The organism is uncultured Lutibacter sp. (assembly GCF_947495725.1).
In the GTDB taxonomy this organism is placed as follows: Bacteria; Bacteroidota; Bacteroidia; order Flavobacteriales; family Flavobacteriaceae; genus Lutibacter.
In genome coordinates this window covers 186,977-213,408 of the sequence record NZ_CANLZZ010000005.1, presented here as the reverse complement: position 1 = coordinate 213,408, position 26,432 = coordinate 186,977, and the positions used below count along the sequence as shown (strand labels likewise).

Genomic DNA, 26,432 nt, shown 5'->3' with positions numbered 1-26,432 from the left:
CCTATACGTTCAAATTCTTAAAAACGCTACACCAATTTTTGCTTTATTCTAATAAAAGTTTATCTATTGTATTTCTAACTTTATTACTGCTCCAATTTGCTGCTCCAACTTTATCAATAATAATATTTCCTTTTTTATCGATTAAATAACTTGCAGGTATACTATTTGTTTCAGTCAACTTTTTTGGAGGTGAACTTGCGGAATTAAATACTGGTAAACTGTAACCATTTTTTTGAAAAAATTTATTTACAGTTGGCCAACTTTCATTTGTTACAAATACAAAAGCAACTTTATCTTTATAATCATTATACAACTCTTGAATCATTGGCATTTCGGCTCTACAAGGAGGACACCATGTAGCCCAAAAGTTTACAAAAATCACTTTATCTTCAAGTGTTTCAAAGTTTAAATTTTTTGTGTTAAGTCCATTTAAATTCCAATTATAAGAGCCTATATTATTTGTACTTTCAATATTTGAAGTTGGTGCAAATGCCATTTGACGCATGAACCATTCTCTAGAAGGTGAATATAATAACATTAAAACCACCAAGGCAAATACAATATTTGAAATTGACTTTCTGTTTATCCTAAAGTTCATAATTAATAATTTTTTTGTTAGTGGACACAATCCCAGTTTACTTACAATTTTAACAAAAAAAACCTTTGAAATTCAAAGGTTTTTTTAATTCTATATATTATTTAATTCTTAGCCTAAAACTTCTGCAACCTTTTCACCAATTTTTGCTGGAGAATCAACCACATAAATTCCGTTAGCCCTTAATATTTCCATTTTTGCTTGTGCAGTATCATCTTTACCACCAACAATTGCTCCTGCGTGTCCCATAGTTCTACCTTTTGGTGCGGTTTGCCCAGCAATAAAACCAACAACTGGTTTTTTATTCCCTGTTGCTTTCACCCATTGAGCGGCTTCTGCTTCAAGCTGGCCTCCAATTTCACCAATCATAACAATACATTCTGTATCGTCATCATTCATCAATAATTCAACAGCTTCTTTAGTAGTTGTTCCAATAATTGGATCTCCGCCTATTCCTATTGCAGTTGTAATTCCATAACCCTTTTTAACAACCTGGTCAGCCGCCTCGTAAGTTAATGTTCCTGATTTTGAAACAATTCCAACATTTCCTTTTCTAAAAATAAAACCTGGCATAATTCCAACCTTAGCTTCTCCTGGAGTAATAACACCTGGGCAATTTGGACCTACCAATCTACAATCTTTATTATCTATATAAGCTTTTACTTTTACCATATCAGCAACAGGAATGCCTTCTGTTATACAAATTATCACTTTAATCCCTGCCGAAGCAGCTTCCATGATAGCATCTGCTGCAAAAGCTGGTGGAACAAAAATAATTGAAGTATCTGCACCAACTTTATCCACTGCTTCTTGAACGGTGTTAAAAACTGGTTTACCAAGATGAGTTTGACCTCCTTTTCCTGGAGTAACTCCACCAACTACATTTGTACCGTATTCAATCATTTGTGTAGCATGAAAAGTACCTTCACCTCCTGTAAATCCTTGAACTATTATATTTGAATTTTTATTAACTAAAACGCTCATTTAACTGTAATTTTTAAGTGAAAATGTGATTTTATAACAAATTTAATTTTTTATTCTATAAGTTGAGTAGAAATATTACTTTTTTTGCAATTTAATTAACTCCTTAATTTTTGCCATTTCTATCAATTTTTTTCGCGATTCTTCAACTGGAGTTCCAAAATAAGTTTTTCCTCCTTTTACAGATTTAGTTACTCCTGTTTGACCTAAAATAACAGCTTTTTCACCTATTGTAATTCCGCTATTTGTACCAACCTGCCCCCAAATAGTAACTTCATTTTCCACAATTACGCAACCAGCAATACCAGATTGTGATGCAATTAAACATTTTTCTCCAATTATGGTATCATGTCCTATTTGAACCTGATTATCAATCTTTGTTCCTTTGTGAATAGTTGTTGTACCTGAAACACCGCGATCTATTGTACAAAGAGCACCAATATCAACATTATCCTTAATATCAACAGTTCCTCCTGATATTAATTTATCATACCCTGTTGGTCTATTTTTATAATAAAATGCATCGGCTCCTATAACAGTTCCTGCATGAATTGTAACATTATTTCCAATAATACAATTATCGTAAATAGTAACATTAGGATGAATTAGGCAATTATCACCAATTTTAACATTGTTTCCTATAAACACATTTGGCTGAATTATGGTGTTTAAACCTATTTTAGCCGACTCAGAAATTAATAAATTTGAAGATCTAAATGAATTAAAATGAAGCGTAAGTTTGTTAAAATCTGCAAAAGGATCTTTTGAAATTAATAACGCTTTACCTTTTGGACATTCTACCTTTTTATTTATTAATACTACCGTTGCTTTAGATTCTAAAGCTTTATTGTAATATTTTGGATGGTCAACAAAAACAATATCTCCTTTCTCAACAACATGAATTTCGTTAATTCCAAAAATAGGAAAATGTTTTGGCCCAACATATTCAACTTTTAACAATTCGGCTATTTCCTCTAAACTATAGCTGCGTGGGAATTTCATAGCTATTTATTTTATTCTTTAACACGCTCTAAATATGCCCCTTTAGCGGTATCAATTTTCACCTTATCTCCTTCATTAATAAATAAAGGTACATTAACTTGTGCTCCTGTTTCAACTGTAGCTGGTTTTGTAGCATTTGTTGCTGTATTTCCTTTAACACCTGGCTCTGTATGTGTAATTTCTAAAATTACACTTGCTGGCATATCAACTGATAATGGCATATCGTCTTCTGTATTAAAAATTACAGTTACAATTTCACCTTCTTTTAAAAGTTCTGGAGCATCAAGAGTTTCTCGCTCTAATGTAATTTGATTGTAATCTTCCGTATTCATAAAATGGTAGCTATTTCCTTCCGGATATAAGAATTGATATTTTCTTGTTTCTACTCTTATATCTTCAATTTTTCTACCTGCTGGAAATGTATTATCTAATACCTTACCTGATGATAGACTTTTTAATTTTGTTCTAACAAAAGCAGGTCCTTTTCCTGGTTTTACGTGTAAAAATTCTACTATTTTATATATATCATTGTTATGTTTGATACATAATCCATTTCTAATATCTGATGTTGTTGCCATAATTTATTTTGGTTTTTTTAACTTCCTGTATAACCTTTCATTATTCCTCTCTGAGAATTTTTTATGAAAAGAATTATTTGATCTCTTTCTTTTGTTGCTTCCATATCAGCTTCAATAATTTCTAACGCCTGTGTATTATTGTAGTTTTTCTGATATAAAAATCTATAAATATTCTGAATCTCTCTAATTTTTTCTGTGTCGAAACCTCTTCTTCTCAATCCAATTGAGTTAATTCCTACATAAGATAATGGCTCTTTTCCGGCTTTTGTAAAAGGAGGAACATCTTTTCTAACTAAAGAACCTCCAGAAACCATTGCATGTTCACCGATGTGAATAAATTGGTGAACAGCAACCAAGCCACTTAATATAGCAAAGTCTCCTACTGTAACATGACCCGCAATAACTGATCCATTTGCTAAAATACAATTATCACCAATAATGCAATCATGTGCAATATGTGAAGTTGCCATTATTAAGCAGTTATTTCCAATTTGTGTTTTACCCAAAGCTTTAGTACCTCGGTTAACAGTTACACATTCTCTAATTGTGGTATTATTTCCAATAATTGCTAATGAATCCTCTCCGTCAAATTTTAAATCTTGAGGAATTGCTGAAATTACTGCTCCTGGAAAAATTCTACAATTTTCTCCTATCCTAGCGCCTTCCATGATTGTAACATTAGACCCTATCCAAGTTCCCGAACCTATTTCTACATTGTTATGAATTGTTGTGAAAGGTTCTACTACTACATTCCTAGCAATTTTTGCACCCGGATGTATATATGCTAATGGTTGGTTCATTATTCTTTTGGTTTTTTTGCTATTTGCGCCATTAACTCTGCCTCAACAACTAATTTTCCGTTAGCATATCCGTAGGATTGCATATGGCATATTCCACGTCTTATTGGTGTTATTAATTCTGCTTTAAATATTAATGTATCTCCTGGTAATACTTTTTGTTTAAACTTAACATTATCCATTTTCATGAAATAAGTTAAGTAATTTTCTGGATCAGGAACGGTACTTAAAACTAAAACACCACCGCATTGTGCCATAGCCTCTACTTGTAAAACACCTGGCATAACTGGAGCTCCTGGAAAATGTCCTACAAAAAATCCTTCATTCATTGTAACGTTTTTCATTCCAACCACATGTCTATCAGATAGTTCAATAATTCTATCAATTAATAAAAAAGGTGGTCTATGCGGAAGAATATCCATAATTTTATGGATATCCATTAGAGGTGGTTGATTTAAATCGTATTTTGGAACGTAATTTCTTTTTTCTTGTTTAATAATTTTCTGTAACTTTTTTGCAAACACAGTATTTACTAGGTGACCTGGTTTATTTGCAATTACTTTTCCTTTTATTCTTGTTCCTACAAGGGCTAAATCACCAATAACATCTAATAATTTATGACGAGCAGCTTCATTTGCCCATCTCAAAGTTAAATTATCTAAAATACCATTTGGCTTTACAGTTAAAGAATCTTTATTAAACGCTTTTTTTAATTTGTTTTTTGTTGCTTCAGAAATTTCCTTATCTACGTAAACAATTGCATTATTCAAATCACCTCCTTTAATTAAGTCATTATCTAGCAACATTTCAAGTTCATGTAAAAAGCTAAATGTTCGCGCGTCAGAAATTTCTTTTTTAAATTCGGATAAAGAATTTAAGGTTGCATTTTGTGTACCTAAAACTTTGGTTCCAAAATCAACCATTGTAGTAATTTGATATTGATCGGATGGCATTAAAATAAGCTCACTTCCTGTTGCTTCATCCTTGTAAGAAATAATTTCTTTAACTACATATTCTTCAACTTCTGCATCTTGCTCAAGAATTCCAGCTTTTTCCAAAGCTTCAACAAAATGTTTTGATGAGCCGTCCATAATAGGAGGTTCGGGAGCATTTATTTCAATTATAATGTTGTCAATTCCTAAGGCAACAACTGCAGCTAAAACGTGTTCTGATGTATTTACGGTAACTCCTCTTTTTTCTAAGTTTGTTCCTCTTTGGGTGTTTACTACATATTCTGCACTTGCTTCAATAATGGGCTCACCTTCTAAATCTATTCTAACAAAAGCATACCCGTTATTAATTGGTGCAGGTTTAAAAGTCATGGTAACTTTATTTCCGGTATGTAATCCTACACCAGAGAGTGTTACCTCATTCTTAATTGTTTTTTGTTTAATACTCATATTTCTCCTTTAAAGCTTTAATTTCCTTTTCTAACATATTTATATTTGAAACCAAATCGGGTAATTTTTTAAAATAAACGTACGACTTATTAAAATCGTTATATCCAAATGCTGGTGTTCCTTGTATTACCTCATTATCTTTAATATGTCGCGCAACTCCTGTTTGAGCTTGAATGCGAACATTATTTCCAATATTCATATGACCTACAATTCCTACTTGTCCACCTATCATGCAATTCTCTCCAATTTTAGTAGAACCCGCAATACCTGTTTGAGCGGCAATTACAGTATTAGATCCAATCTCTACGTTATGTGCTATTTGAATTTGATTGTCTAATTTAACACCTGCTTTAATAATTGTAGAACCTAATGTTGCTCTATCAATTGTAGTTGAAGCACCTATTTCAACGTTATCTTCAATTATTACATTTCCAATATGTGGTATCTTAGAATAATTACCATCATCATTTGGAGCAAATCCAAATCCATCTGATCCAATAACGGAGTTTGAATGAATTACACAATTATTTCCAATTATTGTTTCAGAATATATCTTAACTCCCGAAAAAATAGTGGTATTATCTCGAATTGTAACATTATTTCCAATGTAGCTATTTGGATAAATTTTTACATTGTCTCCAATTTTTACATCATTTCCAATATATGCGAATGCTCCCAAATAAATTTCACTACCTATAGATGCCGAATCACTTATAAATGATGGTGTTTCAATACCCGATTTATGTAGTTTTACTTGGCTATAATACTCTAATAAGGTTGAAAAACTTATACGTGCGTCATCTACCAAAATTAAGGTAGTTTTAAGTTTCTCTTTGGGTAAAAAGTCTTTATTTACAATAGCTATTGTAGCTTTTGTAGAATATATATGTTGCTCATATTTAGGATTCGATAAAAACGTGAGTGATCCGCTATCACCTTCTTCTATTTTAGAAAGTTTAAAAACCTCAACACTAGCATCACCTATTATTTCTCCACCTAAAATTTCTGCTATTTGATTTGCTGTAAATTTCATTAACGACAAAAGTAAAAAAAAAGAATAACTATACCTATTACTTTGGATAACACATGTAATACTTATAAACTGGCTTTGAAAGTGCTTGGATATTTAAATGGTCCGATGCTTCCACAACATCTTTAATTTCTCCATTTTTATATAAGAGTTTAATTGTATTTTCCGTAGCATTATATGCTTGATTGGAGATTTCACCTGTGTAAACAAAGTAATCTACCTCATTTTTTGTATACCCAAAAGTTTTCATTACACCATTTCTAACTTCTTCTTTTTGACTATTAGTAAAAGGTTTATTTTGTAAAATAACTTTTGGTAATCTTCTATTTATTAAACTTTCTGATAATTTTGAAATAATACTATCTTCATTAGATATCCAATCTTTAATTGCCGATAAAACATCATAATCATCTAATCTAGAGAAGGTTTTAAGTGTTTTAAAATCAAAATTATTTTCATCAATTTGATGCTTTAAAAAATAAGTAAAAGCTTTACTTGCTGGTAATTCTTTTCCCGAAAGAGCCAACTCATTAGCTCTTTTTAATATTTTTTCTAATAATTTTTCTGCAACCAATCCTGTTTTATGCAAATAAACCTGCCAATACATTAACCTTCTGGCTACAATAAATTTTTCTACTGAATATATTCCTTTTTCTTCAACAACTAAATTGTCTTCTTTTACATTTAACATTGTAATTAAACGTTCGGCATTGATATTTCCTTCGGCAACACCGGTATAAAAACTATCTCGTTTTAAATAATCCAATCTATCTGTATCTAACTGACTAGAAATTAATTGATATAAAAATTTACGATGGTAATTTCCTTTAAAAATTGTAATAGCTAAAGATAGCTTTCCATCAAACTCATCATTAAGTGCTTCCATAAATTTTAATGAAATAGACTCATGATGTATACCTGTAACAATACTTTGCTCTAATGCGTGTGAAAACGGACCGTGACCTATATCGTGTAATAAAATTGCAATGTAAACTGCATTTGCTTCTTCTTCTGATATTTCGACTCCTTTAAATCTTAAAACACTTACTGCTTTTTGCATTAAATGCATACAGCCAATAGCATGATGAAACCGCGTATGATGTGCTCCTGGATACACTAAATGCGATAATCCCATTTGAGTAATTCTTCTTAAACGCTGAAAATAAGAATGTTGAATTAAATCGAAGATTAATGGGTTAGGAATAACAATAAAGCCGTAAATTGGGTCGTTAAGTATTTTAAGTTTGTTCGTTATTTTATCGTTCAAAATAAATTATTTATTAATAATAATGCAAAGATAACAATATGGGTGGAATAAGCATTTTATGGGTTGATGATGAAATAGATTTATTAAAACCGCACATTCTTTTTTTAGAAAAGAAAGGATACACCGTTACCAAATGTAATAATGGTGCCGATGCAATAGATTTATGTGAAGAAAATAATTACGACATTGTTTTTTTAGACGAAAATATGCCGGGCTTAAGCGGCTTGGAAACTCTTAGTGAAATTAAAAGTAAAAAAGCAAATCTTCCTATTGTAATGATTACAAAAAGTGAGGAAGAATATATTATGGAAGATGCTATTGGAAACAAAATAGCCGATTATTTAATAAAACCAGTTAATCCAAATCAAATTCTTTTAAGTTTAAAGAAAAATCTAGATCACTCTCGTTTAATTTCCGAAAAAACTACTTCAAATTACCAACAAGAATTTAGAAAAATCTCCATGGATTTAGCCATGGTTAATTCATATGAAGATTGGGTGGACATTTACAAAAAACTAATTTACTGGGAATTAGAACTTGAAGATATTAATGACACAGGAATGGTAGAGATTCTTGAAAGTCAAAAACAAGAAGCGAATTCATTATTTTTTAAATTCATTAAAAAAAATTATCAAGATTGGATTAATGATCCTGAAAATGCGCCAGTTTTATCTAATAACTTATTCAAAAAAATTATATTACCTGAAGTAAAAGATGCTTCGGGTACACTATTAGTTATAATTGATAATTTAAGATATGACCAATTTAGTATTGTAGAAAAAAGCATAAATAAATATTATAAAAAAATAAAAGAAATACCTTATTTTAGTATTTTACCTACTGCAACACAATATGCGAGAAATTCTATATTTTCAGGATTAATGCCTTTAGAAATGGAGCAAAAACACCCCAATTTATGGAAAAACGATCCAGATGAAGGTGGTAAAAACCTTTATGAAGAAGAATTTCTTAAAGCACAGTTAAGCAGGCTACGGGAAAATATAAAGGCAGAATACTTAAAAATTACCAATTTAAAATCGGGTAAACAATTATCCGATAATTTTAATTCGGTTAAACAAAATGACTTAACGGTTATTGTATACAACTTTGTTGATATGTTATCTCATGCAAAAACTGAAATGGAGGTAATAAAAGAGTTGGCAAGTGACGATAAAGCCTATAGATCGTTAACAAATAGCTGGTTTATAAATTCGCCATTGTTTGAAATGATTCAAAAAGCGCAAACCTTAGGTTTAAAACTTATTATTACAACAGACCACGGAACTATAAATGCCAAAGTGCCATCAAAAGTAATTGGAGATAAAAATATAAGTTCTAATTTAAGATATAAAACTGGAAAAAGTTTATCCTTTGAAGAAAAAGAAGTATTTGCTGTTAAAAATCCAAAAGATATTATGCTTCCTTCATTGTCTATGAGTAGCTCGTTTATTTTTGCAAAAGAAGATTATTTTTTCGCATATCCCAATAATTACAATCATTTTGTTAAATATTATAGAAATACTTACCAACATGGTGGAATTTCTTTAGAGGAAATGATAATTCCTTGTGCTATATTTGCACCTAAATAAGCTATTGGTAAATAGCCTATAGCAAATAGCCAATTTATATGAAAAAAAATTACACGTTAGGACAATTACCTCAAATTGCGAGTGATGTAATTGAAGCAGCACAACAAAAAGTGTTGTTATTTTATGGTGAAATGGGAGTTGGTAAAACCACATTAATAAAGGAAATAGTACGCCAACTAGGTGTTTTAGACAATGTTAGTTCCCCTACTTTCTCACTTGTTAATGAATATCACACTTCTGAAAATGAAAAAGTTTATCATTTCGATTTTTATAGAATTAACGATGAAGAAGAAGCATTAGACATGGGAATTGAGGAATATTTTTACAGTAATAGTTGGTGTTTGGTAGAATGGCCAAATAAAGTTGAAAATTTACTACCTTTAAAATCGGTAAACATTACAATTACTTTAGATAACAACCAACAACGAACTATAGAAGTTAAAAATAATGAGTAAAAAACAATCTTCACCATTTAGTGTGCACGAATTAATTCCTCAAGAGGAAACTTTAGAGATTCGCAAACAAAAAGGAGAACTGGTAATTGGTATCCCTAAAGAAACCCATTATCAAGAAAAACGAGTTTGTTTAACACCTGATGCAGTGGGAGCATTAACAAATCAAGGTCATAAATTTATTATTGAAACTGGTGCAGGTGATGGTGCACATTTTTCTGACAAGGAATACTCCGAAGCAGGTGCAAAAATTTCTTACGATGTAAAAGAAGTATTTGGATGCAATATTGTATTAAAAGTAGAGCCACCTTCTTTTGATGAAATTGATTTAATGAATCCTCAAAGTATTTTATTTTCTGCGTTACAATTAAAAACACAAACAAAAAAATATTTTGAAGCTTTGGCAAGCAAACGTATAAGTGCTGTTGCTTTTGATTATATTAGAGATGAACATGGTGTATATTCGGTAGTTAAATCGTTAAGTGAAATTGCCGGAACTGCCTCCATATTAATTGCCGCCGAAATGATGAGCGGCGATAAAGATGGTAATGGATTATTATTAGGAAATATATGCGGTGTTCCACCAACAGAAGTTGTTATTTTAGGTGCTGGTACGGTTGCCGAATTTGCTGCAAAATCTGCATTAGGTTTAGGTGCAAACGTAAAAATATTCGATAATTCCCTAACCAAATTAAGAAGCATACAACATCGATTAGGACGACCAATTTACACATCAACTATTCAACCAAAAACCTTACAAAAAGCCTTAATGAGGTGTGATATTGCAATTGGTGCCGTAAGAGGGATTTCCAGATCACCCATTTTAGTTACAGAAGGAATGGTTGAACAAATGAAATCGGGATCGGTTATTGTTGATGTTAGTATAGATAGAGGTGGATGTTTTGAAACTTCAGAGGTTACTACGCACAAAAACCCAACTATTGATAAATATGGTGTAATTCATTATTGTGTCCCAAATATACCTTCTAGATATTCTAGAACTGCCTCTGTTTCAATTAGTAACATTTTCACTCCTTATTTATCAAATATTGCAGAAGAAGGTGGTTTTGAAAATGCTATTAGATTTGATAAAAGCTTACAAAAGGGAATGTATTTTTACCACGGAATATTAACAAATAAAACGGTTGCCGATTGGTTTAATTTACCATATAGAGATATAAATTTGTTATTTTTGTAGCATGACATTTAAACAACGATTGCCTTTTTTTTTAGGAGGCTTAACAATAGGTATTATTATTGTAGTTTTCATTTTTGGAAAAAAAAATACTTCATTTGATTATGGTCCAAATTCTAGAGTTTTAAAAAACTTAAGAAACAAAGAGCGAGTTTATTCAGAAAATGCTTTAATTATTCTAAACTCGTCTTCAAAAATTGATACAGCTGTTATTTCACAAATTCTTAAAAAAGGAAATGTAGATTTAATGAATAAAATTAAATTAGATAGCTGTTTGTATCAATACAATATTAAAGGAAAACAAGAATTAAAACATATTGAATTAACAGTTATTAATTGCGATTCAACAGCAATAATTGAAAATATAAGGATTCAATAATATTTCTAATTAACAGCAATTTTACCAACTTTAAAAATACTTTTACCAGTACTTTATTACACTTTTTCTTGTAACTAATTGATTGTTAGATACACTTTATTTTTTTATTTTTTATTCTTTGATAAAATGAAAATCACAGAAAAAAACACTTAAATTTGCCACGTTTTTAGGTGACTTTATAAGTTTAAAAGGGAATCAGATGAAAACTCTGAACAGTTCCCGCTACTGTAAATTTCACTGGTGTTAATTCACCGAGATGGCTTTACCACAACCACTGTTTTTTAAAAAAATGGGAAGGTAAATAAAGCTGAAATGAGTCAGGAAACCTGCCTAATTACATATTAAATATCAAAGCTTTCGGGGATAAAAGCTTATGGTACGTTTTTTATATGCTACCATATTTATTACCTAAGGTTTGATTTGTTGTAATCACATAAATTAAATAAATAAAATGAAACTTAAATTAATTTTCGGCATAATGCTGTTTACACTTGTATTTGAATCTTGTTCTGATGATGATACACTATTTGCACCAAAAATTTTAGTTGATAAAAAAAACTATCAATTAGATCTTGAAGAATCAATACTATTAACTCCTGAAATTGAAAATTTAACTGAAACCACTATCAACTGGTTTTTAAACAATGAACTAGTTTCTACCAAACCAACCTACACTTTTTTATCTAATAGAATTGGTGAAAATGAATTAAAATTGGTGGTTGAAAACGCTGCCGGTAAAGAAACCGTAATTTATAACATGCGTGTTTTTGGAAAATATGCCGAAGGTGTTTTTATTGTTTGCTCTTCTTCACCTAACGATAATGGAACAATTGGCTTCTTAAAAAATTTGGAATTTACTCCAGAAGTTTATCAGCTCGAAAATTCCAATAAAACATTAGGAGCTGACCTAATAAGTGGACAAATATTTAATGGTAAACTATTTTTAGTTTCGCAAAGTGGTTCTGATTTTGTTAGCATATTAAATTCAGAATCTTTACAACTGGAACAAACCATAAAAACTTCAGAGGCTGTAAACCCTGCATTTTTAACTATTGCAAATAATAACAAAAGTTATATTGTAAGTTCGTACCGCAGAACCCGATCGCTTTATAATTTAAATTATACAGAAGCTTCAATTAATAATAAAATTGATGGAATGTCTGATATCCCAGCTATACAATCTTCTGTGTTAGCTATTGAAAATAGATTACTTATTGCCGATGGTAATTCTATTAAAGAATTAGATACAACTACGGAATCTGTTAATGAAATACTTACATTTTCCGATAATGTTTCTGGAATTGTAAAGGATTCTAATAACAATATTTGGATTGGTACTGAAGGTAGAAATGAAGAAGCTACATTTGTACGATTAAACGATGATTTATCTATTGCCGAAACCGTAAAATTAGGTAGTTCTATTAAATTATACCGAAATGGAATGTTAACATCTGCTAGTTCAAAATATTTTTATTGGCAAGAAACATCTACAGGAAATATTCATCGATTTGATAGTGAAAGTAAAACTCAAGAATTGTTTTTAACACCAATTAACAATAGTATTCTTTTTACAACAGCACTTAAAGTTCATCCTAAAACGGGAGCAGTTTATATAGCAGGAGTAAAAGACTTTTTTGATATGAGTAATAGTATAATGCTAGTATTAAATGAACAAGGTGAAGAAATAATAAAACTTGAAAATGTTGGAACAGCTCCAACTGATTTTATCTTTAATTATAAAGAATTATATTAATAATTCTGTTTAAAAAACAATTTAAACTGTAAAATTAAGTGGTTAATATACTTCTAGTTAACCACTTAATCTTACTACTTTATAAAAAATTGCCGTTAAGTATTTCTAATTTTCTGCTCAAAATAATTTTCTTTTATTTTTTTTATACTTTTTATCGATTTTTCCATCCAATCTAAATATTTTTCTCTTTTTTCTAATTCCGTCAATCGCCAATCAATATTAGATTGTTTTAATTTTTGATTTAAATCTTGAAGTATAATTGCTGCTGCAACCGAAATATTTAAACTTTCAGTAAAACCAACCATTGGTATTTTTAAATAACCATCTGCATTGTCCATTACATCTTTAGAAAGTCCTTCTTTCTCCACACCAAAAAAGAAAGCCGATTTCTGTGTAATATCGAAATCTTGTAACAAACACGATTCGTTATGAGGTGTAGTTGCAATTATTTTATACCCCTTTTCTTTTAAAGCAGCAATACAATCTAATGTATTATTTGTATTTTTTTTATTGTACATAGAAAAGTCAATCCATTTTTGGGCTCCTTTAGCAACTAATCGTGAAGCATAAAACTTATACTTACTTTCAATTACATGCATATCCTGAACTCCGAAAATATCACAAGTTCGTACAACTGCACTCGCATTGTGAGGTTGGAAAATATCTTCTATAGCAACAGTAAAATGTCTTGTTCGTTCGTTTAATACCGTATTAAATAAATTTCTTCTTTTTTCAGTTACAAATTGTTCCAAATATTGAATATACTTTTCATCTACCATTTAAAATTGTCTTTTTTTCAAAGATAAATTTTACTTTTATATTATGAAAAGAATAGTTGTACTTACAGGAGCGGGAATTAGTGCCGAAAGTGGCATTAGTACTTTTAGAGATGCAGATGGTTTATGGGAAGGCCATGATGTTATGGAAGTAGCTTCACCACTTGGATGGGTTAAAAATCAAAAACTTGTTTTAGATTTCTATAACAAAAGAAGATCTCAACTTTTAAATGTAAAACCAAATAAAGCTCATTTAGCACTTTTTGATCTTGAAAAGTATTTCAATGTTTCCATAATAACTCAAAATGTTGATGATTTACATGAACGTGCTGGAAATACAAACATTACTCATTTACATGGAGAATTACTTAAAGTAAGAAGCACCCGCGATTCTAATTTAGTTTATCCATGGAAAAAGGATTTAAATATTGGAGATCTATGTAGTAAAAACTCACAGCTAAGACCGCATATTGTTTGGTTTGGAGAAGAAGTACCAATGTTAGATAAGGCTATAGAAATTACCTCACATGCGGATATTTTATTAATTATTGGCACATCTATGCAAGTTTACCCTGCAGCCAATCTTATAAATTATATAAAGCCAATTGTTCCCATTTACTTTATAGACCCTAAGCCTAATATTCAAAAAAACTATTACAAAAATTTAACAATTATAAATAAAGCAGCAACTATTGGAGTTGAAAAAGTTGTTAACGAATTAATTGGCTCATTGCATTAAATAATTCACCTTTAGAAATTACACTTCCCATTTCTATTAATTTAAAAATATCTGTATTACGCTCTTCAGAATATTTTTTTGAAGCCTTATAAAAGTCAAAGCTATCATCAGTCGGATTTTTTAAAAACCAACTAAAATCGGCATCCTTTAAAAAACTTCTTGAAATGTTGTTGCATTTAATATAAATACGCACAATTTCTTTAGAGGTACATTTAAATAAATTTAAATGATTTTCCGAAATATGTTCTAAATATTCGGTTTTAGTTAAAACATCTTCCCAAACCATATCGCTAAAAATATTTAGTTCCTCCTCTGCCATTGAAGGTTTGTCTGTTTTAATGGTTTCCCATTCTTTAGCATCAATTTGTTGGGTTGCTAAAAATTCAGCAAACTCTTTATGCAGTTCTGAAAATTGTTCTTTTGTTAGTTGTCTGTATTTCATAATTAATCAAAAAAAAACCGCCCTAATTGGGCGGTTTAAATATATTATTTTCTAATTACTATTGCAATTATTAAGCTTCTGCTATAACTTCAATAGGTAATTCTACAATAACAGCTCTGTGTAATCTTACAGTAGTATTGTATTTTCCAAGTCTTTTGATGTTTCCACCTTCAACTTTAATGAATTTTTTATCAATTTCTTGACCTGCTTTTGCAAATGCTTCAGCAACATCACCATTACTTACTGATCCAAATAATTTAGTACCATCTCCTGTTTTAGCAGTAATTTTGATTTCTAATTCTTTGATTGCATCAGCAACTTTAGTAGCGTCTTTAATTAATTTCTCTTCTTTAAATGCACGTTGCTTTAAAGTTTCGGCTAATACTTTTTTAGCTGAACTTGTAGCTAAAATTGCATATCCTTGAGGAATTAAATAATTACGTCCATAACCATTTTTTACAGTTACAACATCATCAATAAAACCTAAGTTTTCAACGTCTTGTTTTAATATAATTTCCATGATTCCTTTCAGTTTTATTTTAACATATCGCCAACGTAAGGCATTAAAGCTAAGTGACGTGCTCTTTTAATTGCAACAGAAACTTTACGTTGATATTTTAATGATGTACCAGTTAAACGACGAGGTAAAATTTTACCTTGCTCATTTACTAAATATAATAAGAAATCAGCATCTTTATAATCAATATATTTGATACCGTTCTTTTTAAAACGACAGTATTTTTTTACCTGTTTAGTGTCAATATCTAATGGAGTTAGGTAACGAACATCACCTTGTTTTCCTCCTTTTGCTTGTTGTTCTATAGACATAACTCTTATTTTTTAGATGCGTTATTTCTTAATCTTCTCTTTTCAGCCCAAGCTACAGCGTGCTTATCTAAAGCAACAGTTAAATAGCGCATAATGCTATCATCTCTTCTAAATTCAAGTTCAAAAGGAGCAATTGTTTGTCCATCTACTTTGTACTCAAATAAGTGATAAAATCCACTTTTTTTGTTTTGAATTGTGTAAGCTAATTTTTTTAGCCCCCAATCTTCTTTTGAGATCATTTCGGCACCTTTGGAAACAAGATAGTCTTCGAACTTCTTTACTGTTTCCTTTATCTGAGTATCAGATAAAACGGGATTCAAAATGAAAACAGTTTCGTAATGATTCATAAATTATTATTTTAAAATTATTTTTAAGGCTGCAAATGTACAAATATTTAATGAAGAAGCAATATTTATTTATGTTTAATATTTTCAACTACAAAACATAAAACTATTGAAGCTTTAACCTGCATAAATTTCTCTCTTTCAACAATTTTAATAATTGTCTACATCAATATTAAATTTTATTGATCGAAACTCTTTTACAGACTGAAATGAGTTTTTAACTTTTAAAATAGCATTTTTAGTTGCAGGTAAATGCTGTTTTTTTGGAATTTTTATTATAATATGACGAATATAATAATTCCTAATTTTAGAAATTGCTGGTGTTGTTGGGCCAAGAATATTCTCTTTAAAAATTGATGCAAAAGATTTCCCTAACCAATTTGCCCCTTCTTCTACTCTATTAAAATCTTTATGACGTAACGTAATTTTTATAATTCTATAATATGGAGGGTAATGATATTGCCAACGTTCATCTAATTGTTCTTTAAACATTTCTTCATAAGAATTTGTTGAAACCTGTTGCAATATTTGATGGTAAGGATTAAATGTTTGTATAGCTACCTTACCTCTTTTTTTAGTTCTACCTGCTCTACCTGCAACTTGTACCATTAATTGATAACTACGCTCATGAGCCCTAAAATCTGGGAAATTTAGCATTGTATCCGCATTCATAATACCAACTAGTGATACATTTCCAAAATCCAACCCTTTTGAAAGCATTTGGGTTCCAACTAAAATATCTATTTCTTGTGCTTCAAACTGTCCTATTATTTTTTGATAACCATATTTACCTCTTGTGGTATCTAAATCCATTCTTCCAACATTCGAATCTGGAAATAATTGTTGCAACTCTAATTCAATTTGCTCCGTACCAAAACCTTTTGTGTTTAATTTTTCACTTCCACATGCTCCGCAATTATAAGGCATTGCTTGTTTATAACCGCAATAATGACAGCGTAATTCTTTTCGGTAACTATGAAATGTTAAACTAACATCACATTGAGGACATTGAGGACTTACACCACAAGTTTCGCATTCAACAACCGGAGCAAACCCTCTTCTATTTTGAAATAATATTACTTGTTCTTTCTCATCTAAAGCATCTTTAATCATTTCAATTAATCTATCGGAAAAATGCCCTTGCATTCTTTTTTTTCGATGTTTTTCTTTAATATCAACCAATTCAATTTCAGGAAGCAGCACATCTCCAAATCTTCTGTTTAGTTCAACTAATCCATATTTTTCTTGTGATGCATTAAAATAGGTTTCAACTGCCGGAGTTGCAGATCCTAATAAAACTTTAGAACCATGAAGATTGGCCAAAACAATTGCTGCATCTCTTGCGTGGTATCTTGGTGCTGGATCATATTGTTTAAATGAAGGCTCATGTTCTTCATCAACAATAATAAGACCTATGTTAGAAAATGGTAAAAATAGTGAAGACCGTGCACCTAATATTAACTGTGCTTTTTTCTTATTTTCATTTACATTGCTCCAAACTTCAACGCGTTCATTCATAGAATACTTAGAATGAAACACTGATAAATATGCTCCAAAATATAATTGAAGTCTTTCAATTAACTGAGTAGTTAATGCAATTTCGGGCAATAAATACAAAACCTGTTTTCCTTCTTCTAGTTTTTCTTTTATAAGTTTTGCATAAATTTCAGTTTTACCGCTACTTGTAATTCCTTTTAAAAGTGTAACCTGTTTTTGTTCATAAGATTTCTTAATACTTAAAAAAGCTTCTTCCTGAAATGTTGTTAATTGCTTAATCTCAGAACTTTTTCCGGCAAAGTTGATCCTATCTTTTTGAATAAAATAAAACTCAAATATTTCTTTATCAACCAACGCTTTAATAACTGCCGATGAGCATTGAGCTTGTGTTTTTAATTGCTCAACTTTTATAGGCTTTTTTAAACTTTGAAGTTGGAAAAATGTTAAAATAAGTTCACGTTGTTTTTTTGCGCGACTTAACAACTCCAATAATTCGGTAAGTTTTTCGCTTGAACTCCACTTTTCAGTTAAACGAATGTATTTTATTAATTTTGGTTTATACTGCTCGTAAATTTGTTCTTTTACAACTATTACTCCCTTTTCAATTAAATTTTTTATAACTGAAAACACCGATTTCTTACCTAAAATTTCAATAACCTTAAAAATAGACAATTGCGATTGATGTTGTAAAGCTTCAAAAATTAAAAATTCATCATCATTAAGGTCCTTTTCATTAGAAAAACCAGCAACTAATTGAATTTCTGTTTCACTTTCCAATAAAAAAGCTGAAGGCAATGCTGCTCTAAACACTTCTCCTAAAGAACACATATAATAAGAAGCAATCCATTCCCAATGTTTTAATTGTATTTTATTTACAACTGGAGTTTCATCTAAAATTTGATGAATATCTTTTGCTTCATAACCAACTGGTGCTGTTTTATGAATACTAAAAACCAATGCTGTAAATATTTTTGATTTACCAAATTCAACAGCCACTCTCATTCCTGGTTTTAAAAAACTAGACTCAGCTTCAGTTATTTTATAAGTAAATAACTTTTGAAGTGGTATTGGTAATATAACATTGATATAATAAATAGCTTCTTGATTTAAATATGATGCTACAAAAATAAATAATTGATTTATCTAATCAGCTATATTTATAGTTTTTAAACAACATTAACCTTAACGCTTAAATATCAACAACTTAGGTTAACTGACCGAATTTTGGCACGCTGTTTGTATTGTAAGAATTGTATAATGCTAACCAACATTATTTAGTATTAACATTAAAACCCACTATTATGAAAAACAAATTATTTTTAATCGCAACATTTTTGTTTGTTAGTTTAGGAGCATTCGCTTCAAACAATAACAATACCAATTCAACTTTATATCCATACAACGGTGATTATGGAAAATCGTTTACTTTTGTTGAAAGAGGCGTTACATTTTCTGTTTTTCAAAATGGAGAGTTCGATTTTTATATAAATCCTAGAAATGGATTTAATGCAAATTACCTTGGTAATGGTGTAAATATAAGCTACAATTCTGGTTATAATTACGATGCTTACGTTCAGTACGATGATTATGGAGCAATAGTTCAAATCGAAAACATTCCTGTTTATTACGATTACTATGGGCGTGTTACTAGGGTTGGAAGTGTTGATATAGATTATTACGATGGTCGATTAGTTAGGCTTGGTGGTTTAAATGTATATTATAGCAGATATGGTTCATACTCTCATCACTCTGGTTTTATAAACATTTATAACAGACGTTATGTATACCACCCATACCATAACTATTTTTCTAGACCGTTGTTCGATTTTAGAATTGTAAGTTACAAACCGTATAGAAGTCATTATAAAGCACATAGATATACATATCACACAGATCACTCTAGAAATAGATATTATACAAAAAATAGATATTACAGTAGAAATAATACGTTAAACAGACATAGTTCTAGAGATCGATATGCAACTAATAAAGTGCCAAAACGAAATGGAAATAGTGTAATACAACGTGGACAGTCTAGTTCTCGTTCAAACAGAAATCACAATTCTACTGCACATAGAAGTTCTACAAATAGAAGTTCTACAGGTATTCAGCACAGAAGTCCAAATAGTACACAACAAAGAAACTCTACAAGCACTTCAACAAGAAGACCTAGTAGCACTCAACAAAGAAGTTCTAATAGTTCAGCTCAAAGGAGTCCTATAAATAATAGTCAACAAAGAAGTTCTACAAGTACTTCAACTAGAAGACCGAGTAGTACGCAACAAAGAAGTTCTAATAGTTCAACTTATAAAAGTCCGAGCAAAACGCAACAAAGAAGCATTACAAGTACTTCAACAAGAAGACCAAGTAGTACGCAACAAAGAAGTACATCAAGTTCATCAACTAGAAATTCTTCAATTGCTCAAAGAAGTTCAAAACCAACAAGTGTTAGAACTCCATCTAGAACACAATCAAAAAGTTCAAGTTCAGCAACGAGCAGAAAACTTTCAACTAGAGAAAAATCTAGTACAAGAAATACAAGAAAAAGAAGAGGAATATAATTTAATTTGAATTAAGTAAAAAAGCTTTACAGAAATGTAAAGCTTTTTTTATTTTAACATCTATTAAAAATACTATTTTAACTATCTGTTTCTTCAGATTCTTCTTTATTTTTAATTAGTTTTTTGGCTTTTTTACTTCCTTCATAAATATCATATCGCACGTAAACACAATCTAAATCTCCATTTTTTAATGGAATTCTTCTTGAAGTACGCAAACCAACATGTTTTATAGCTTCTTTGTTTGAAGTTATAAACCAAACGGTAGAATCTGGATAACCGTGTTTTAAAGTATCTCCTATTTTTTTGTAAAATTCGTTGATATCAATTTCCAAACGCTCACCATAAGGTGGATTAAATAATATGGTTGTTTTTCCAAAAACTTCTTTAGCTGAGTTAAAGAAATTTATATGATGAACACCTATAAACTCACTTAAATTGGCATTTTCTATATTTTCTTTTGCCTTTTTAACTGCCGAAGGTGCTTTATCAAATCCCATTATTTTAAAATGAGAACTTCTAATTTTTTTTAATAATGAATCTTGTACTTTAAAGTATAAATCTTCATCGTAGTCATCCCAGTTTTCAAAACCAAATTCTTTTCTATTAATATTGGCTGGAATGTTATTTGCAATCATTGCGGCTTCTATTAAAATAGTTCCCGAACCACACATTGGGTCTATAAAATTACAATCTCCAGTGTATCCAGATAATAAAACCAATCCAGCTGCTAATACTTCATTAATTGGAGCAATATTGGTTAAATTTCTATAACCACGTTTGTGCAAAGAATCGCCTGAACTATCTAAAGAAATAGAACATAAATCTTTTTGAATATGCACATGAATTTTTAAATCTGGATGTTTTACATCAACATCTGGTCTTTTATGATATTTATGTCTAAAATAATCTGCAATTGCATCTTTCGATTTTAACGAAATATAATGCGAGTTTGTGGTGAAATTTTTAGAATTTACAACTGCTCCAATTGCAAATGTACTTTCTACGGTCATAAAACGCTCCCACTCAATTTGCTGAATTTTTTTGTACAAATCATCTTCATCAAAAACTTTAAACCTTTTTATTGGTTTTAAAATTCTAATGGCTGTACGCAAAGCAATATTAGCCTTATACATAAAACCTTTATCACCAACAAACGAAACGTTTCTTACTCCAACTGCTACATCCTGTGCTCCTAAATTTTTTAATTCTGTTGCCAATACTTCTTCTAAACCAAACATGGTAGTGGCAACCATTTTAAAATTATGACTCATAATCTTTTAATTTGTGCAAAAGTACTTAAATTAAAATCTACCTAATGCTTAAAGTTTTCAAAAAAATAAAAATATTGATTTAATACTTTAAACAATTCCTTATTTTTGTTGCCACTTAAAAAATATGGAAACAGAAAAAGAATGGTTTGCTTCTTGGTTTGACACCAGCTACTATCACATACTATATAAACATCGTGATGATACCGAAGCTCAAGAATTTATACAAAATTTAGTGTCGTTTTTAAAAATTGAAAAAAAAGACACCTTATTAGATTTAGCTTGTGGAAAAGGAAGGCATTCTATTTACCTTAATAAATTGGGATACAATGTTGTTGGTGCAGATTTATCTAAAAACAGTATTAATTTTGCAAAACAATTTGAAAATAATTCACTGAGGTTTGTTGAGCATGATATGAGAAATAAATTAACTCAAAACTATGATGTTATTTTAAATTTATTTACAAGTTTTGGTTTTTTTGAAGACGATAATGAAGATATTAAAGTTTTAAAAAATATAAAAAAAGGCTTAAATAAGTATGGAATGGCTGTAATTGATTTTATGAACTCCAAAAAAGTGATATCAAATCTTGTTCCTGAAGAAACTCAATTAATTGATGGTATAAACTTTCATATAACCCGATATATAAAAAATGGTTTTATTGTAAAAGAAATCAATTTTGAAGCTAATAACAAACACCATACTTACTATGAAAAAGTTAAAATGTTGAACTTAGCAAAAATTAATTCTTATTTAAATTCCGTTGGATTTAAAATAAAACATACATTTGGCAATTACAAATTAGAGCAGTTTAATGAAGAAACATCAGATCGATTAATTTTAGTTTTAGAATGACATATATAGCATTAATATTTTCAGTTTTAATTGGTGTAGTAATAGTTTACGGCTTTAAACCTAGTAATAAATCTGTACAATTATTATTAGCATTTAGTGGTGCATATTTATTATCCATTACTATTTTACATTTATTTCCCGAAATTTATATTGGAGACAATGAAAATATTGGGTTATTTATTATTCTTGGGTTATTGCTACAACTTATTTTAGATTTCTTTTCGAAAGGTGCAGAACACGGACATATGCATATTCAAGATGATATTGCTTTTCCTTGGTCTTTATTTTTAAGTTTAGGAATTCATGCATTTATGGAAGGGATTCCATTAGCACACAACCATCATCACGAACATTTGCTTTGGGCAATAGTTATTCATAAAATACCTATTGCAATAATTTTGGCTACATTTTTTGTGAAATCAAAAATCAAAAAAATACATGCTGTTTTATTTCTATTATTATTTTCGTTAATGTCTCCTATGGGAAGCTTAGCTGGTGAAAACATTTCTTTTTTAATAGATTATAAAAAAGAAATTACAGCAATAATTATTGGAATATTTTTACACATTTCTACAATTATTTTGTTTGAAACATCTAAAGATCACAAATTTAATTTGTTAAAATTTATAGCCATTCTTGTTGGAATGGTTGTCGCATACATTGCTTAACAAAAAGTATTTTTAAAAACAATTATATAGTTAGTTGCCTTTTAAAAATAAAAGCGGAAATACACTTTAAGGTATTTCCGCTTTTATTTAATTAGTATTTTATCAAATTAATTTGCGACCTGACTTATAAATCTTATACGCATTAATCGCAATTCATCTTCATCGTAATCGCCATCAAATTCATCTAAAGCATTTTGAATACTATCATTTTCCGCTTCCATAAAATATTCAAATATTTCTTCTTGTTGATCTTCATCTAATAATTCATCAAGACAATAATCGATATTTATCTTAGTTCCGCTGTAAACAATGCGTTGCATTTCCTCAATTAACTCCTTAAATTCTAAACCTTTTGCCTTTGCAATATCTTCTAAAGGTAGTTTTCGGTCTGTATTTTGAATGATGTATAATTTCAATCCAGAATTAACTCCAGTGCTTTTTACAATAAAGTCGTCTGGTCTAATAATATTATTCTCTTCAACATATTTAGAAATAAGTTCAACAAAAGGTTTTCCAAACTTTTTTGCTTTTCCTTCTCCTACTCCATAAATATTTTTCAATTCTTCAATTGAAATTGGATATTTTAAAGCCATATCATCTAATGAAGTTTCTTGAAAAACTGCATAAGGTGGAACTCCATTCTTTTTAGCAACAGACTTTTGTAATTCTTTTAATAGCTTAACCAATACTTCATCGGCAGCAGAACCACCTCCTTTTGTTTTTGTAACAACAATTGCTTCGTCTCCTTCTTCATAAATATGGTCTTCAGTCATCATAAACGAAACAGGTTTTAATATAAAATCATCCCCTTTTTTCGTCATTTTCACTACCCCATATTGTTCAATCTCTTTCCTAATATAACCAGCAACCAATGCTTGTCTTATAAGTGCCATCCAATACTTATCTGTATGCTTTGAACCAGATCCAAAAAATGGTTGTGTATCGGTTTTATGAGATTTCAATAAAGCATTAACCTTACCAATTAAAGTATTTACTACTTCCTTAGATTTATATTTTTGATTGGTAGCATTTACAACTTCTAATAACAATTTTAAATCGTCTTTGGCTTCATGCTTTTTCTTTGGGTTTACAACATTATCGTCCATATTTGCACCCAGGCCATTTACTTCGTCAAAATCTTCTCCAAAATAATGCAATAAATATTTTCTTCTAGACATTGAAGTTTCGGCATAACCCACAACTTCTTGTAACAATGCATTTCCTATTTCTTGCTCGGCAATTGGTTTACCTGATAAAAACTTTTCTAACTTTTCTATATCTTTATAAGCGTAATATGCTAAACAATAACCTTCTCCCCCATCTCGGCCAGCTCTACCAGTTTCTTGATAATAACTTTCTAAACTTTTTGGTATATCATGATGAATTACAAAGCGCACATCGGGCTTGTCAATTCCCATTCCAAAAGCAATTGTAGCCACTACAACATCCACATCTTCCATTAAAAACATATCTTGATGTTTTGCTCTTGTTTTTGCATCTAAACCTGCATGATATGGCACTGCTTTAATACCGTTTACTTGTAAAACTTGTGCAATTTCTTCAACTTTCTTTCTACTAAGACAATAAATTATTCCCGATTTATTTAAATGTAATCTAATAAATCGAATAATATCTCCATTTATATTTTTGGTTTTAGGACGCACATCATAAAACAAATTTGGTCTGTTAAATGAAGCTTTAAAAGTTTTAGCATCAGACATCCCTAAGGTTTTAAGAATATCTTCTTGCACTTTCTCAGTTGCCGTAGCAGTTAAACCAATAATAGGAACATTATCTATTTTACCAATTATATTTCGTAAATTTCTATATTCTGGTCTAAAGTCATGTCCCCATTCCGAAATACAATGCGCTTCATCAATTGCAACAAATGAAATTGTTTGTTTTTGCAAAAACTCAACATATTCCTCCTTTATTAAAGATTCTGGTGCTACATATAATAATTTGGTGATACCATTTTCTATATCACTTTTAACTTCTGCTATTTCAGACTTATTTAAAGATGAATTTAAAACGTGTGCAATTCCCCTGTTAGAAGAAATTCCTCTAATGGCATCTACTTGATTTTTCATTAAAGCAATTAATGGAGATACCACAATTGCAGTACCTTCTTTAATTAATGCCGGTAACTGATAACATAGAGATTTCCCTCCACCAGTTGGCATTATTACAAAGGTGTCATTACCCTCAATAATACTTTCTATAACTTTTTCTTGTAAACCCTTAAATTTGCTAAACCCAAAATAAGTCTTTAATTCCTTGTGTATATCAACACCTGTACTACCCATTATTTATTTTAAATTTTCAATTTTAAAAATATTTTTCGAAATATAACGAAATATATCAATCTATATTTTTATTTTTTCAATACTTTATTCAATTTCTAATTAAATAAATATATTTTTGTTTGAACTAAAGATAAAACTTTTTTTAATAGTAAAACTCAATCTTTTGAAAAATAAAAATACAATTATAGACATTGCCAAGCAAACAATTACTGAAGAAAGCAATGCAATTGCGAATTTAATAAATTTTGTAAACGAAGATTTTGCTAAAGCTGTAAATTATATTCTTTCTTCAAATGGAAGAGTAATTGTTACAGGTATTGGTAAAAGTGCAAATATTGCTACCAAAATTGTAGCTACCTTTAATTCAACAGGAACACCGGCTATTTTTATGCATGCCGCAGATGCCATACACGGTGATTTAGGGAATATTCAAAAAAATGACGTTGTTATTTGTATTTCAAACAGTGGAAATACTCCTGAAATTAAAGTTTTAGTACCACTAATTAAAAATTACGGAAATAAAATTGTGGCAATAACGGGAAATGTTAATTCTTTTTTAGGTACAAATTGCGATTTTGTTCTAAGTTCCTTTGTAGAAAAAGAAGCCTGTCCAAACAACTTAGCCCCTACATCAAGTACAACAGCTCAACTTGTAATTGGAGATGCTTTAGCGGTTTGTTTGTTAGAACTAAATCATTTTTCTAGCAAAGATTTTGCAAAATATCATCCTGGAGGTGCTCTTGGAAAAAAATTATATTTAAGAGTAAAAGATTTAATTTCTAATAACGAATTACCTCAAGTTGCTCCATCCACTCCTATTATGGATGTAATAATTGAAATTTCTAAAAAACGTTTAGGTACAACTGCTGTTGTTGAAAATGATAAAATAGTTGGTATTATAACTGATGGTGATTTAAGACGAATGCTTAAGGACAATCCCGATATTAGCAAAATAATAGCAAAAGATATTATGGGTAAAAACCCTAAAACAATATCAGTTGATGCAATGGCTGTGCAAGCATTAGAAACAATGGAAAATAATAATATTTCTCAAATATTAGTTGAAGATAGTACAAAATACGTAGGAGTTGTACATTTGCATGATTTATTAAAAGAAGGAATTTTTTAA

The 26,432-nt window shown here is 29.8% G+C and carries 26 protein-coding genes and 1 riboswitch; of the genes, 10 read left to right on the top strand and 16 right to left on the bottom strand.

Annotated elements, in window-relative coordinates:
* Positions 1–43: 43 nt before the first annotated feature.
* The 8 genes from Q0776_RS13070 to Q0776_RS13035 form a co-directional block, all read right to left on the bottom strand.
* On the bottom strand, positions 44–598 hold the full coding sequence (locus tag Q0776_RS13070; RefSeq protein WP_298369020.1) for a TlpA disulfide reductase family protein: 555 nt from the start codon (positions 596–598) through the stop codon (positions 44–46).
* Positions 599–706: 108 nt separating this feature from the next.
* Positions 707–1,579, bottom strand: a complete 873-nt coding sequence (sucD, locus tag Q0776_RS13065) for a succinate--CoA ligase subunit alpha (protein ID WP_298369016.1) — start codon at positions 1,577–1,579, stop codon at positions 707–709.
* A gap of 75 nt (positions 1,580–1,654) precedes the next feature.
* Positions 1,655–2,578, bottom strand: a complete 924-nt coding sequence (locus tag Q0776_RS13060; protein ID WP_298369015.1) for a UDP-3-O-(3-hydroxymyristoyl)glucosamine N-acyltransferase — start codon at positions 2,576–2,578, stop codon at positions 1,655–1,657.
* Positions 2,579–2,589: 11 nt separating this feature from the next.
* Entirely contained in the window at positions 2,590–3,156 is a 567-nt protein-coding gene (gene efp / locus Q0776_RS13055) for an elongation factor P (RefSeq protein ID WP_298369013.1), read from the bottom strand.
* A 17-nt stretch (positions 3,157–3,173) separates the two neighbouring features.
* The gene (lpxA, locus tag Q0776_RS13050; RefSeq protein WP_298369011.1) at positions 3,174–3,956 is read right to left on the bottom strand and encodes an acyl-ACP--UDP-N-acetylglucosamine O-acyltransferase; all 783 of its coding nucleotides are present in this window, start codon (positions 3,954–3,956) and stop codon (positions 3,174–3,176) included.
* Complete coding sequence (locus tag Q0776_RS13045; protein WP_298369009.1) at positions 3,956–5,353, bottom strand: bifunctional UDP-3-O-[3-hydroxymyristoyl] N-acetylglucosamine deacetylase/3-hydroxyacyl-ACP dehydratase; 1,398 nt, start codon at positions 5,351–5,353, stop codon at positions 3,956–3,958. The genes lpxA and Q0776_RS13045 overlap by 1 nt, the downstream gene beginning before the upstream one ends.
* Complete coding sequence (gene lpxD / locus Q0776_RS13040) at positions 5,343–6,386, bottom strand: UDP-3-O-(3-hydroxymyristoyl)glucosamine N-acyltransferase (RefSeq protein ID WP_298369006.1); 1,044 nt, start codon at positions 6,384–6,386, stop codon at positions 5,343–5,345. The genes Q0776_RS13045 and lpxD overlap by 11 nt, the downstream gene beginning before the upstream one ends.
* A gap of 37 nt (positions 6,387–6,423) precedes the next feature.
* A complete protein-coding gene (locus Q0776_RS13035; protein WP_298369003.1) occupies positions 6,424–7,650 on the bottom strand; it encodes an HD domain-containing protein in 1,227 nt (408 codons plus the stop codon).
* Between the two features lie 38 nt (positions 7,651–7,688).
* Here Q0776_RS13035 and Q0776_RS13030 point away from each other — a divergent pair, with 38 nt between their 5' ends.
* The 5 genes from Q0776_RS13030 to Q0776_RS13010 all read left to right on the top strand — a co-directional run bounded on the left by Q0776_RS13030 (position 7,689) and on the right by Q0776_RS13010 (position 13,018).
* Positions 7,689–9,239, top strand: a complete 1,551-nt coding sequence (locus Q0776_RS13030; RefSeq protein ID WP_298369000.1) for a bifunctional response regulator/alkaline phosphatase family protein — start codon at positions 7,689–7,691, stop codon at positions 9,237–9,239.
* Between the two features lie 38 nt (positions 9,240–9,277).
* Positions 9,278–9,694 (top strand): tRNA (adenosine(37)-N6)-threonylcarbamoyltransferase complex ATPase subunit type 1 TsaE, encoded by a 417-nt coding sequence (gene tsaE / locus Q0776_RS13025; RefSeq protein ID WP_298368997.1) that lies wholly within the window; start codon positions 9,278–9,280, stop codon positions 9,692–9,694.
* Positions 9,687–10,889 (top strand): alanine dehydrogenase, encoded by a 1,203-nt coding sequence (locus Q0776_RS13020; RefSeq protein ID WP_298368994.1) that lies wholly within the window; start codon positions 9,687–9,689, stop codon positions 10,887–10,889. The genes tsaE and Q0776_RS13020 overlap by 8 nt, the downstream gene beginning before the upstream one ends.
* Before the next feature lies 1 nt (position 10,890).
* Positions 10,891–11,265 (top strand): hypothetical protein, encoded by a 375-nt coding sequence (locus tag Q0776_RS13015; RefSeq protein ID WP_298368992.1) that lies wholly within the window; start codon positions 10,891–10,893, stop codon positions 11,263–11,265.
* 151 nt (positions 11,266–11,416) lie between these two features.
* Positions 11,417–11,614: riboswitch (cobalamin riboswitch) on the top strand.
* 102 nt (positions 11,615–11,716) lie between these two features.
* Positions 11,717–13,018 (top strand): DUF5074 domain-containing protein, encoded by a 1,302-nt coding sequence (locus tag Q0776_RS13010; RefSeq protein WP_298368990.1) that lies wholly within the window; start codon positions 11,717–11,719, stop codon positions 13,016–13,018.
* 95 nt (positions 13,019–13,113) lie between these two features.
* Here Q0776_RS13010 and Q0776_RS13005 read toward each other — a convergent pair whose 3' ends face one another.
* Positions 13,114–13,797 carry an RNA methyltransferase gene (locus Q0776_RS13005; protein WP_298368988.1) on the bottom strand — a complete coding sequence of 228 codons (684 nt, stop codon included), beginning with the start codon at positions 13,795–13,797 and terminating at the stop codon, positions 13,114–13,116.
* A 43-nt stretch (positions 13,798–13,840) separates the two neighbouring features.
* Between Q0776_RS13005 and Q0776_RS13000 the strand changes: the two genes are divergently transcribed.
* The gene (locus Q0776_RS13000) at positions 13,841–14,533 is read left to right on the top strand and encodes an NAD-dependent deacylase (RefSeq protein ID WP_298368985.1); all 693 of its coding nucleotides are present in this window, start codon (positions 13,841–13,843) and stop codon (positions 14,531–14,533) included.
* Here the strand turns inward: Q0776_RS13000 and Q0776_RS12995 are convergent.
* The 5 genes from Q0776_RS12995 to priA form a co-directional block, all read right to left on the bottom strand.
* On the bottom strand, positions 14,505–14,975 hold the full coding sequence (locus tag Q0776_RS12995; RefSeq protein ID WP_298368984.1) for a DUF6495 family protein: 471 nt from the start codon (positions 14,973–14,975) through the stop codon (positions 14,505–14,507). The genes Q0776_RS13000 and Q0776_RS12995 overlap by 29 nt on opposite strands.
* A gap of 70 nt (positions 14,976–15,045) precedes the next feature.
* A complete protein-coding gene (gene rplI / locus Q0776_RS12990; RefSeq protein WP_298368982.1) occupies positions 15,046–15,495 on the bottom strand; it encodes a 50S ribosomal protein L9 in 450 nt (149 codons plus the stop codon).
* A 14-nt stretch (positions 15,496–15,509) separates the two neighbouring features.
* Positions 15,510–15,803: a 30S ribosomal protein S18 gene (gene rpsR, locus Q0776_RS12985; RefSeq protein WP_111708427.1), complete on the bottom strand. Its 294-nt coding sequence runs from the start codon at positions 15,801–15,803 to the stop codon at positions 15,510–15,512.
* Between the two features lie 5 nt (positions 15,804–15,808).
* Complete coding sequence (gene rpsF, locus Q0776_RS12980) at positions 15,809–16,150, bottom strand: 30S ribosomal protein S6 (RefSeq protein ID WP_298368974.1); 342 nt, start codon at positions 16,148–16,150, stop codon at positions 15,809–15,811.
* Positions 16,151–16,297: 147 nt separating this feature from the next.
* Positions 16,298–18,739 carry a primosomal protein N' gene (gene priA / locus Q0776_RS12975; protein ID WP_298369460.1) on the bottom strand — a complete coding sequence of 814 codons (2,442 nt, stop codon included), beginning with the start codon at positions 18,737–18,739 and terminating at the stop codon, positions 16,298–16,300.
* A gap of 206 nt (positions 18,740–18,945) precedes the next feature.
* Between priA and Q0776_RS12970 the strand changes: the two genes are divergently transcribed.
* A complete protein-coding gene (locus Q0776_RS12970; protein ID WP_298368971.1) occupies positions 18,946–20,205 on the top strand; it encodes a hypothetical protein in 1,260 nt (419 codons plus the stop codon).
* Between the two features lie 77 nt (positions 20,206–20,282).
* On the opposite strand, the gene Q0776_RS12965 is transcribed toward Q0776_RS12970, so the two are convergent.
* Positions 20,283–21,476, bottom strand: coding sequence for a class I SAM-dependent RNA methyltransferase (locus Q0776_RS12965; RefSeq protein ID WP_298368967.1), 1,194 nt, complete (start codon positions 21,474–21,476; stop codon positions 20,283–20,285).
* Positions 21,477–21,600: 124 nt separating this feature from the next.
* Between Q0776_RS12965 and Q0776_RS12960 the strand changes: the two genes are divergently transcribed.
* Together Q0776_RS12960 and Q0776_RS12955 are read left to right on the top strand one after the other, a co-directional pair.
* Positions 21,601–22,329 (top strand): class I SAM-dependent methyltransferase, encoded by a 729-nt coding sequence (locus tag Q0776_RS12960; RefSeq protein ID WP_298368964.1) that lies wholly within the window; start codon positions 21,601–21,603, stop codon positions 22,327–22,329.
* A complete protein-coding gene (locus tag Q0776_RS12955) occupies positions 22,326–22,997 on the top strand; it encodes a ZIP family metal transporter (protein ID WP_298368962.1) in 672 nt (223 codons plus the stop codon). The genes Q0776_RS12960 and Q0776_RS12955 overlap by 4 nt, the downstream gene beginning before the upstream one ends.
* A 107-nt stretch (positions 22,998–23,104) precedes the next feature.
* Here the strand turns inward: Q0776_RS12955 and Q0776_RS12950 are convergent, their stop codons facing one another.
* The gene (locus tag Q0776_RS12950; RefSeq protein ID WP_298368960.1) at positions 23,105–25,303 is read right to left on the bottom strand and encodes a RecQ family ATP-dependent DNA helicase; all 2,199 of its coding nucleotides are present in this window, start codon (positions 25,301–25,303) and stop codon (positions 23,105–23,107) included.
* A gap of 163 nt (positions 25,304–25,466) precedes the next feature.
* Between Q0776_RS12950 and Q0776_RS12945 the strand changes: the two genes are divergently transcribed.
* Positions 25,467–26,432: a KpsF/GutQ family sugar-phosphate isomerase gene (locus Q0776_RS12945; protein ID WP_298368957.1), complete on the top strand. Its 966-nt coding sequence runs from the start codon at positions 25,467–25,469 to the stop codon at positions 26,430–26,432.

Excerpts from the sequence above, each read along its gene's own strand:
- Q0776_RS13070 (WP_298369020.1), bottom strand. The coding sequence starts at position 598 with ATGAACTTTAGGATAAACAGAAAGTCAATTTCAAATATTGTATTTGCC.
- Q0776_RS13000 (WP_298368985.1), top strand. The coding sequence starts at position 13,841 with ATGAAAAGAATAGTTGTACTTACAGGAGCGGGAATTAGTGCCGAAAGT.
- Q0776_RS13020 (WP_298368994.1), top strand. The coding sequence starts at position 9,687 with ATGAGTAAAAAACAATCTTCACCATTTAGTGTGCACGAATTAATTCCT.
- Q0776_RS12970 (WP_298368971.1), top strand. The coding sequence starts at position 18,946 with ATGAAAAACAAATTATTTTTAATCGCAACATTTTTGTTTGTTAGTTTA.
- Q0776_RS13060 (WP_298369015.1), bottom strand. The coding sequence starts at position 2,578 with ATGAAATTCCCACGCAGCTATAGTTTAGAGGAAATAGCCGAATTGTTA.
- lpxA (WP_298369011.1), bottom strand. The coding sequence starts at position 3,956 with ATGAACCAACCATTAGCATATATACATCCGGGTGCAAAAATTGCTAGG.
- rplI (WP_298368982.1), bottom strand. The coding sequence starts at position 15,495 with ATGGAAATTATATTAAAACAAGACGTTGAAAACTTAGGTTTTATTGAT.
- sucD (WP_298369016.1), bottom strand. The coding sequence starts at position 1,579 with ATGAGCGTTTTAGTTAATAAAAATTCAAATATAATAGTTCAAGGATTT.
- efp (WP_298369013.1), bottom strand. The coding sequence starts at position 3,156 with ATGGCAACAACATCAGATATTAGAAATGGATTATGTATCAAACATAAC.
- lpxD (WP_298369006.1), bottom strand. The coding sequence starts at position 6,386 with ATGAAATTTACAGCAAATCAAATAGCAGAAATTTTAGGTGGAGAAATA.
- Q0776_RS13010 (WP_298368990.1), top strand. The coding sequence starts at position 11,717 with ATGAAACTTAAATTAATTTTCGGCATAATGCTGTTTACACTTGTATTT.
- Q0776_RS13045 (WP_298369009.1), bottom strand. The coding sequence starts at position 5,353 with ATGAGTATTAAACAAAAAACAATTAAGAATGAGGTAACACTCTCTGGT.
- Q0776_RS13015 (WP_298368992.1), top strand. The coding sequence starts at position 10,891 with ATGACATTTAAACAACGATTGCCTTTTTTTTTAGGAGGCTTAACAATA.
- tsaE (WP_298368997.1), top strand. The coding sequence starts at position 9,278 with ATGAAAAAAAATTACACGTTAGGACAATTACCTCAAATTGCGAGTGAT.
- Q0776_RS12955 (WP_298368962.1), top strand. The coding sequence starts at position 22,326 with ATGACATATATAGCATTAATATTTTCAGTTTTAATTGGTGTAGTAATA.
- rpsR (WP_111708427.1), bottom strand. The coding sequence starts at position 15,803 with ATGTCTATAGAACAACAAGCAAAAGGAGGAAAACAAGGTGATGTTCGT.
- Q0776_RS13005 (WP_298368988.1), bottom strand. The coding sequence starts at position 13,797 with ATGGTAGATGAAAAGTATATTCAATATTTGGAACAATTTGTAACTGAA.
- Q0776_RS13030 (WP_298369000.1), top strand. The coding sequence starts at position 7,689 with ATGGGTGGAATAAGCATTTTATGGGTTGATGATGAAATAGATTTATTA.
- Q0776_RS12950 (WP_298368960.1), bottom strand. The coding sequence starts at position 25,303 with ATGGGTAGTACAGGTGTTGATATACACAAGGAATTAAAGACTTATTTT.
- Q0776_RS12995 (WP_298368984.1), bottom strand. The coding sequence starts at position 14,975 with ATGAAATACAGACAACTAACAAAAGAACAATTTTCAGAACTGCATAAA.
- Q0776_RS12965 (WP_298368967.1), bottom strand. The coding sequence starts at position 21,476 with ATGAGTCATAATTTTAAAATGGTTGCCACTACCATGTTTGGTTTAGAA.
- rpsF (WP_298368974.1), bottom strand. The coding sequence starts at position 16,150 with ATGAATCATTACGAAACTGTTTTCATTTTGAATCCCGTTTTATCTGAT.
- Q0776_RS12960 (WP_298368964.1), top strand. The coding sequence starts at position 21,601 with ATGGAAACAGAAAAAGAATGGTTTGCTTCTTGGTTTGACACCAGCTAC.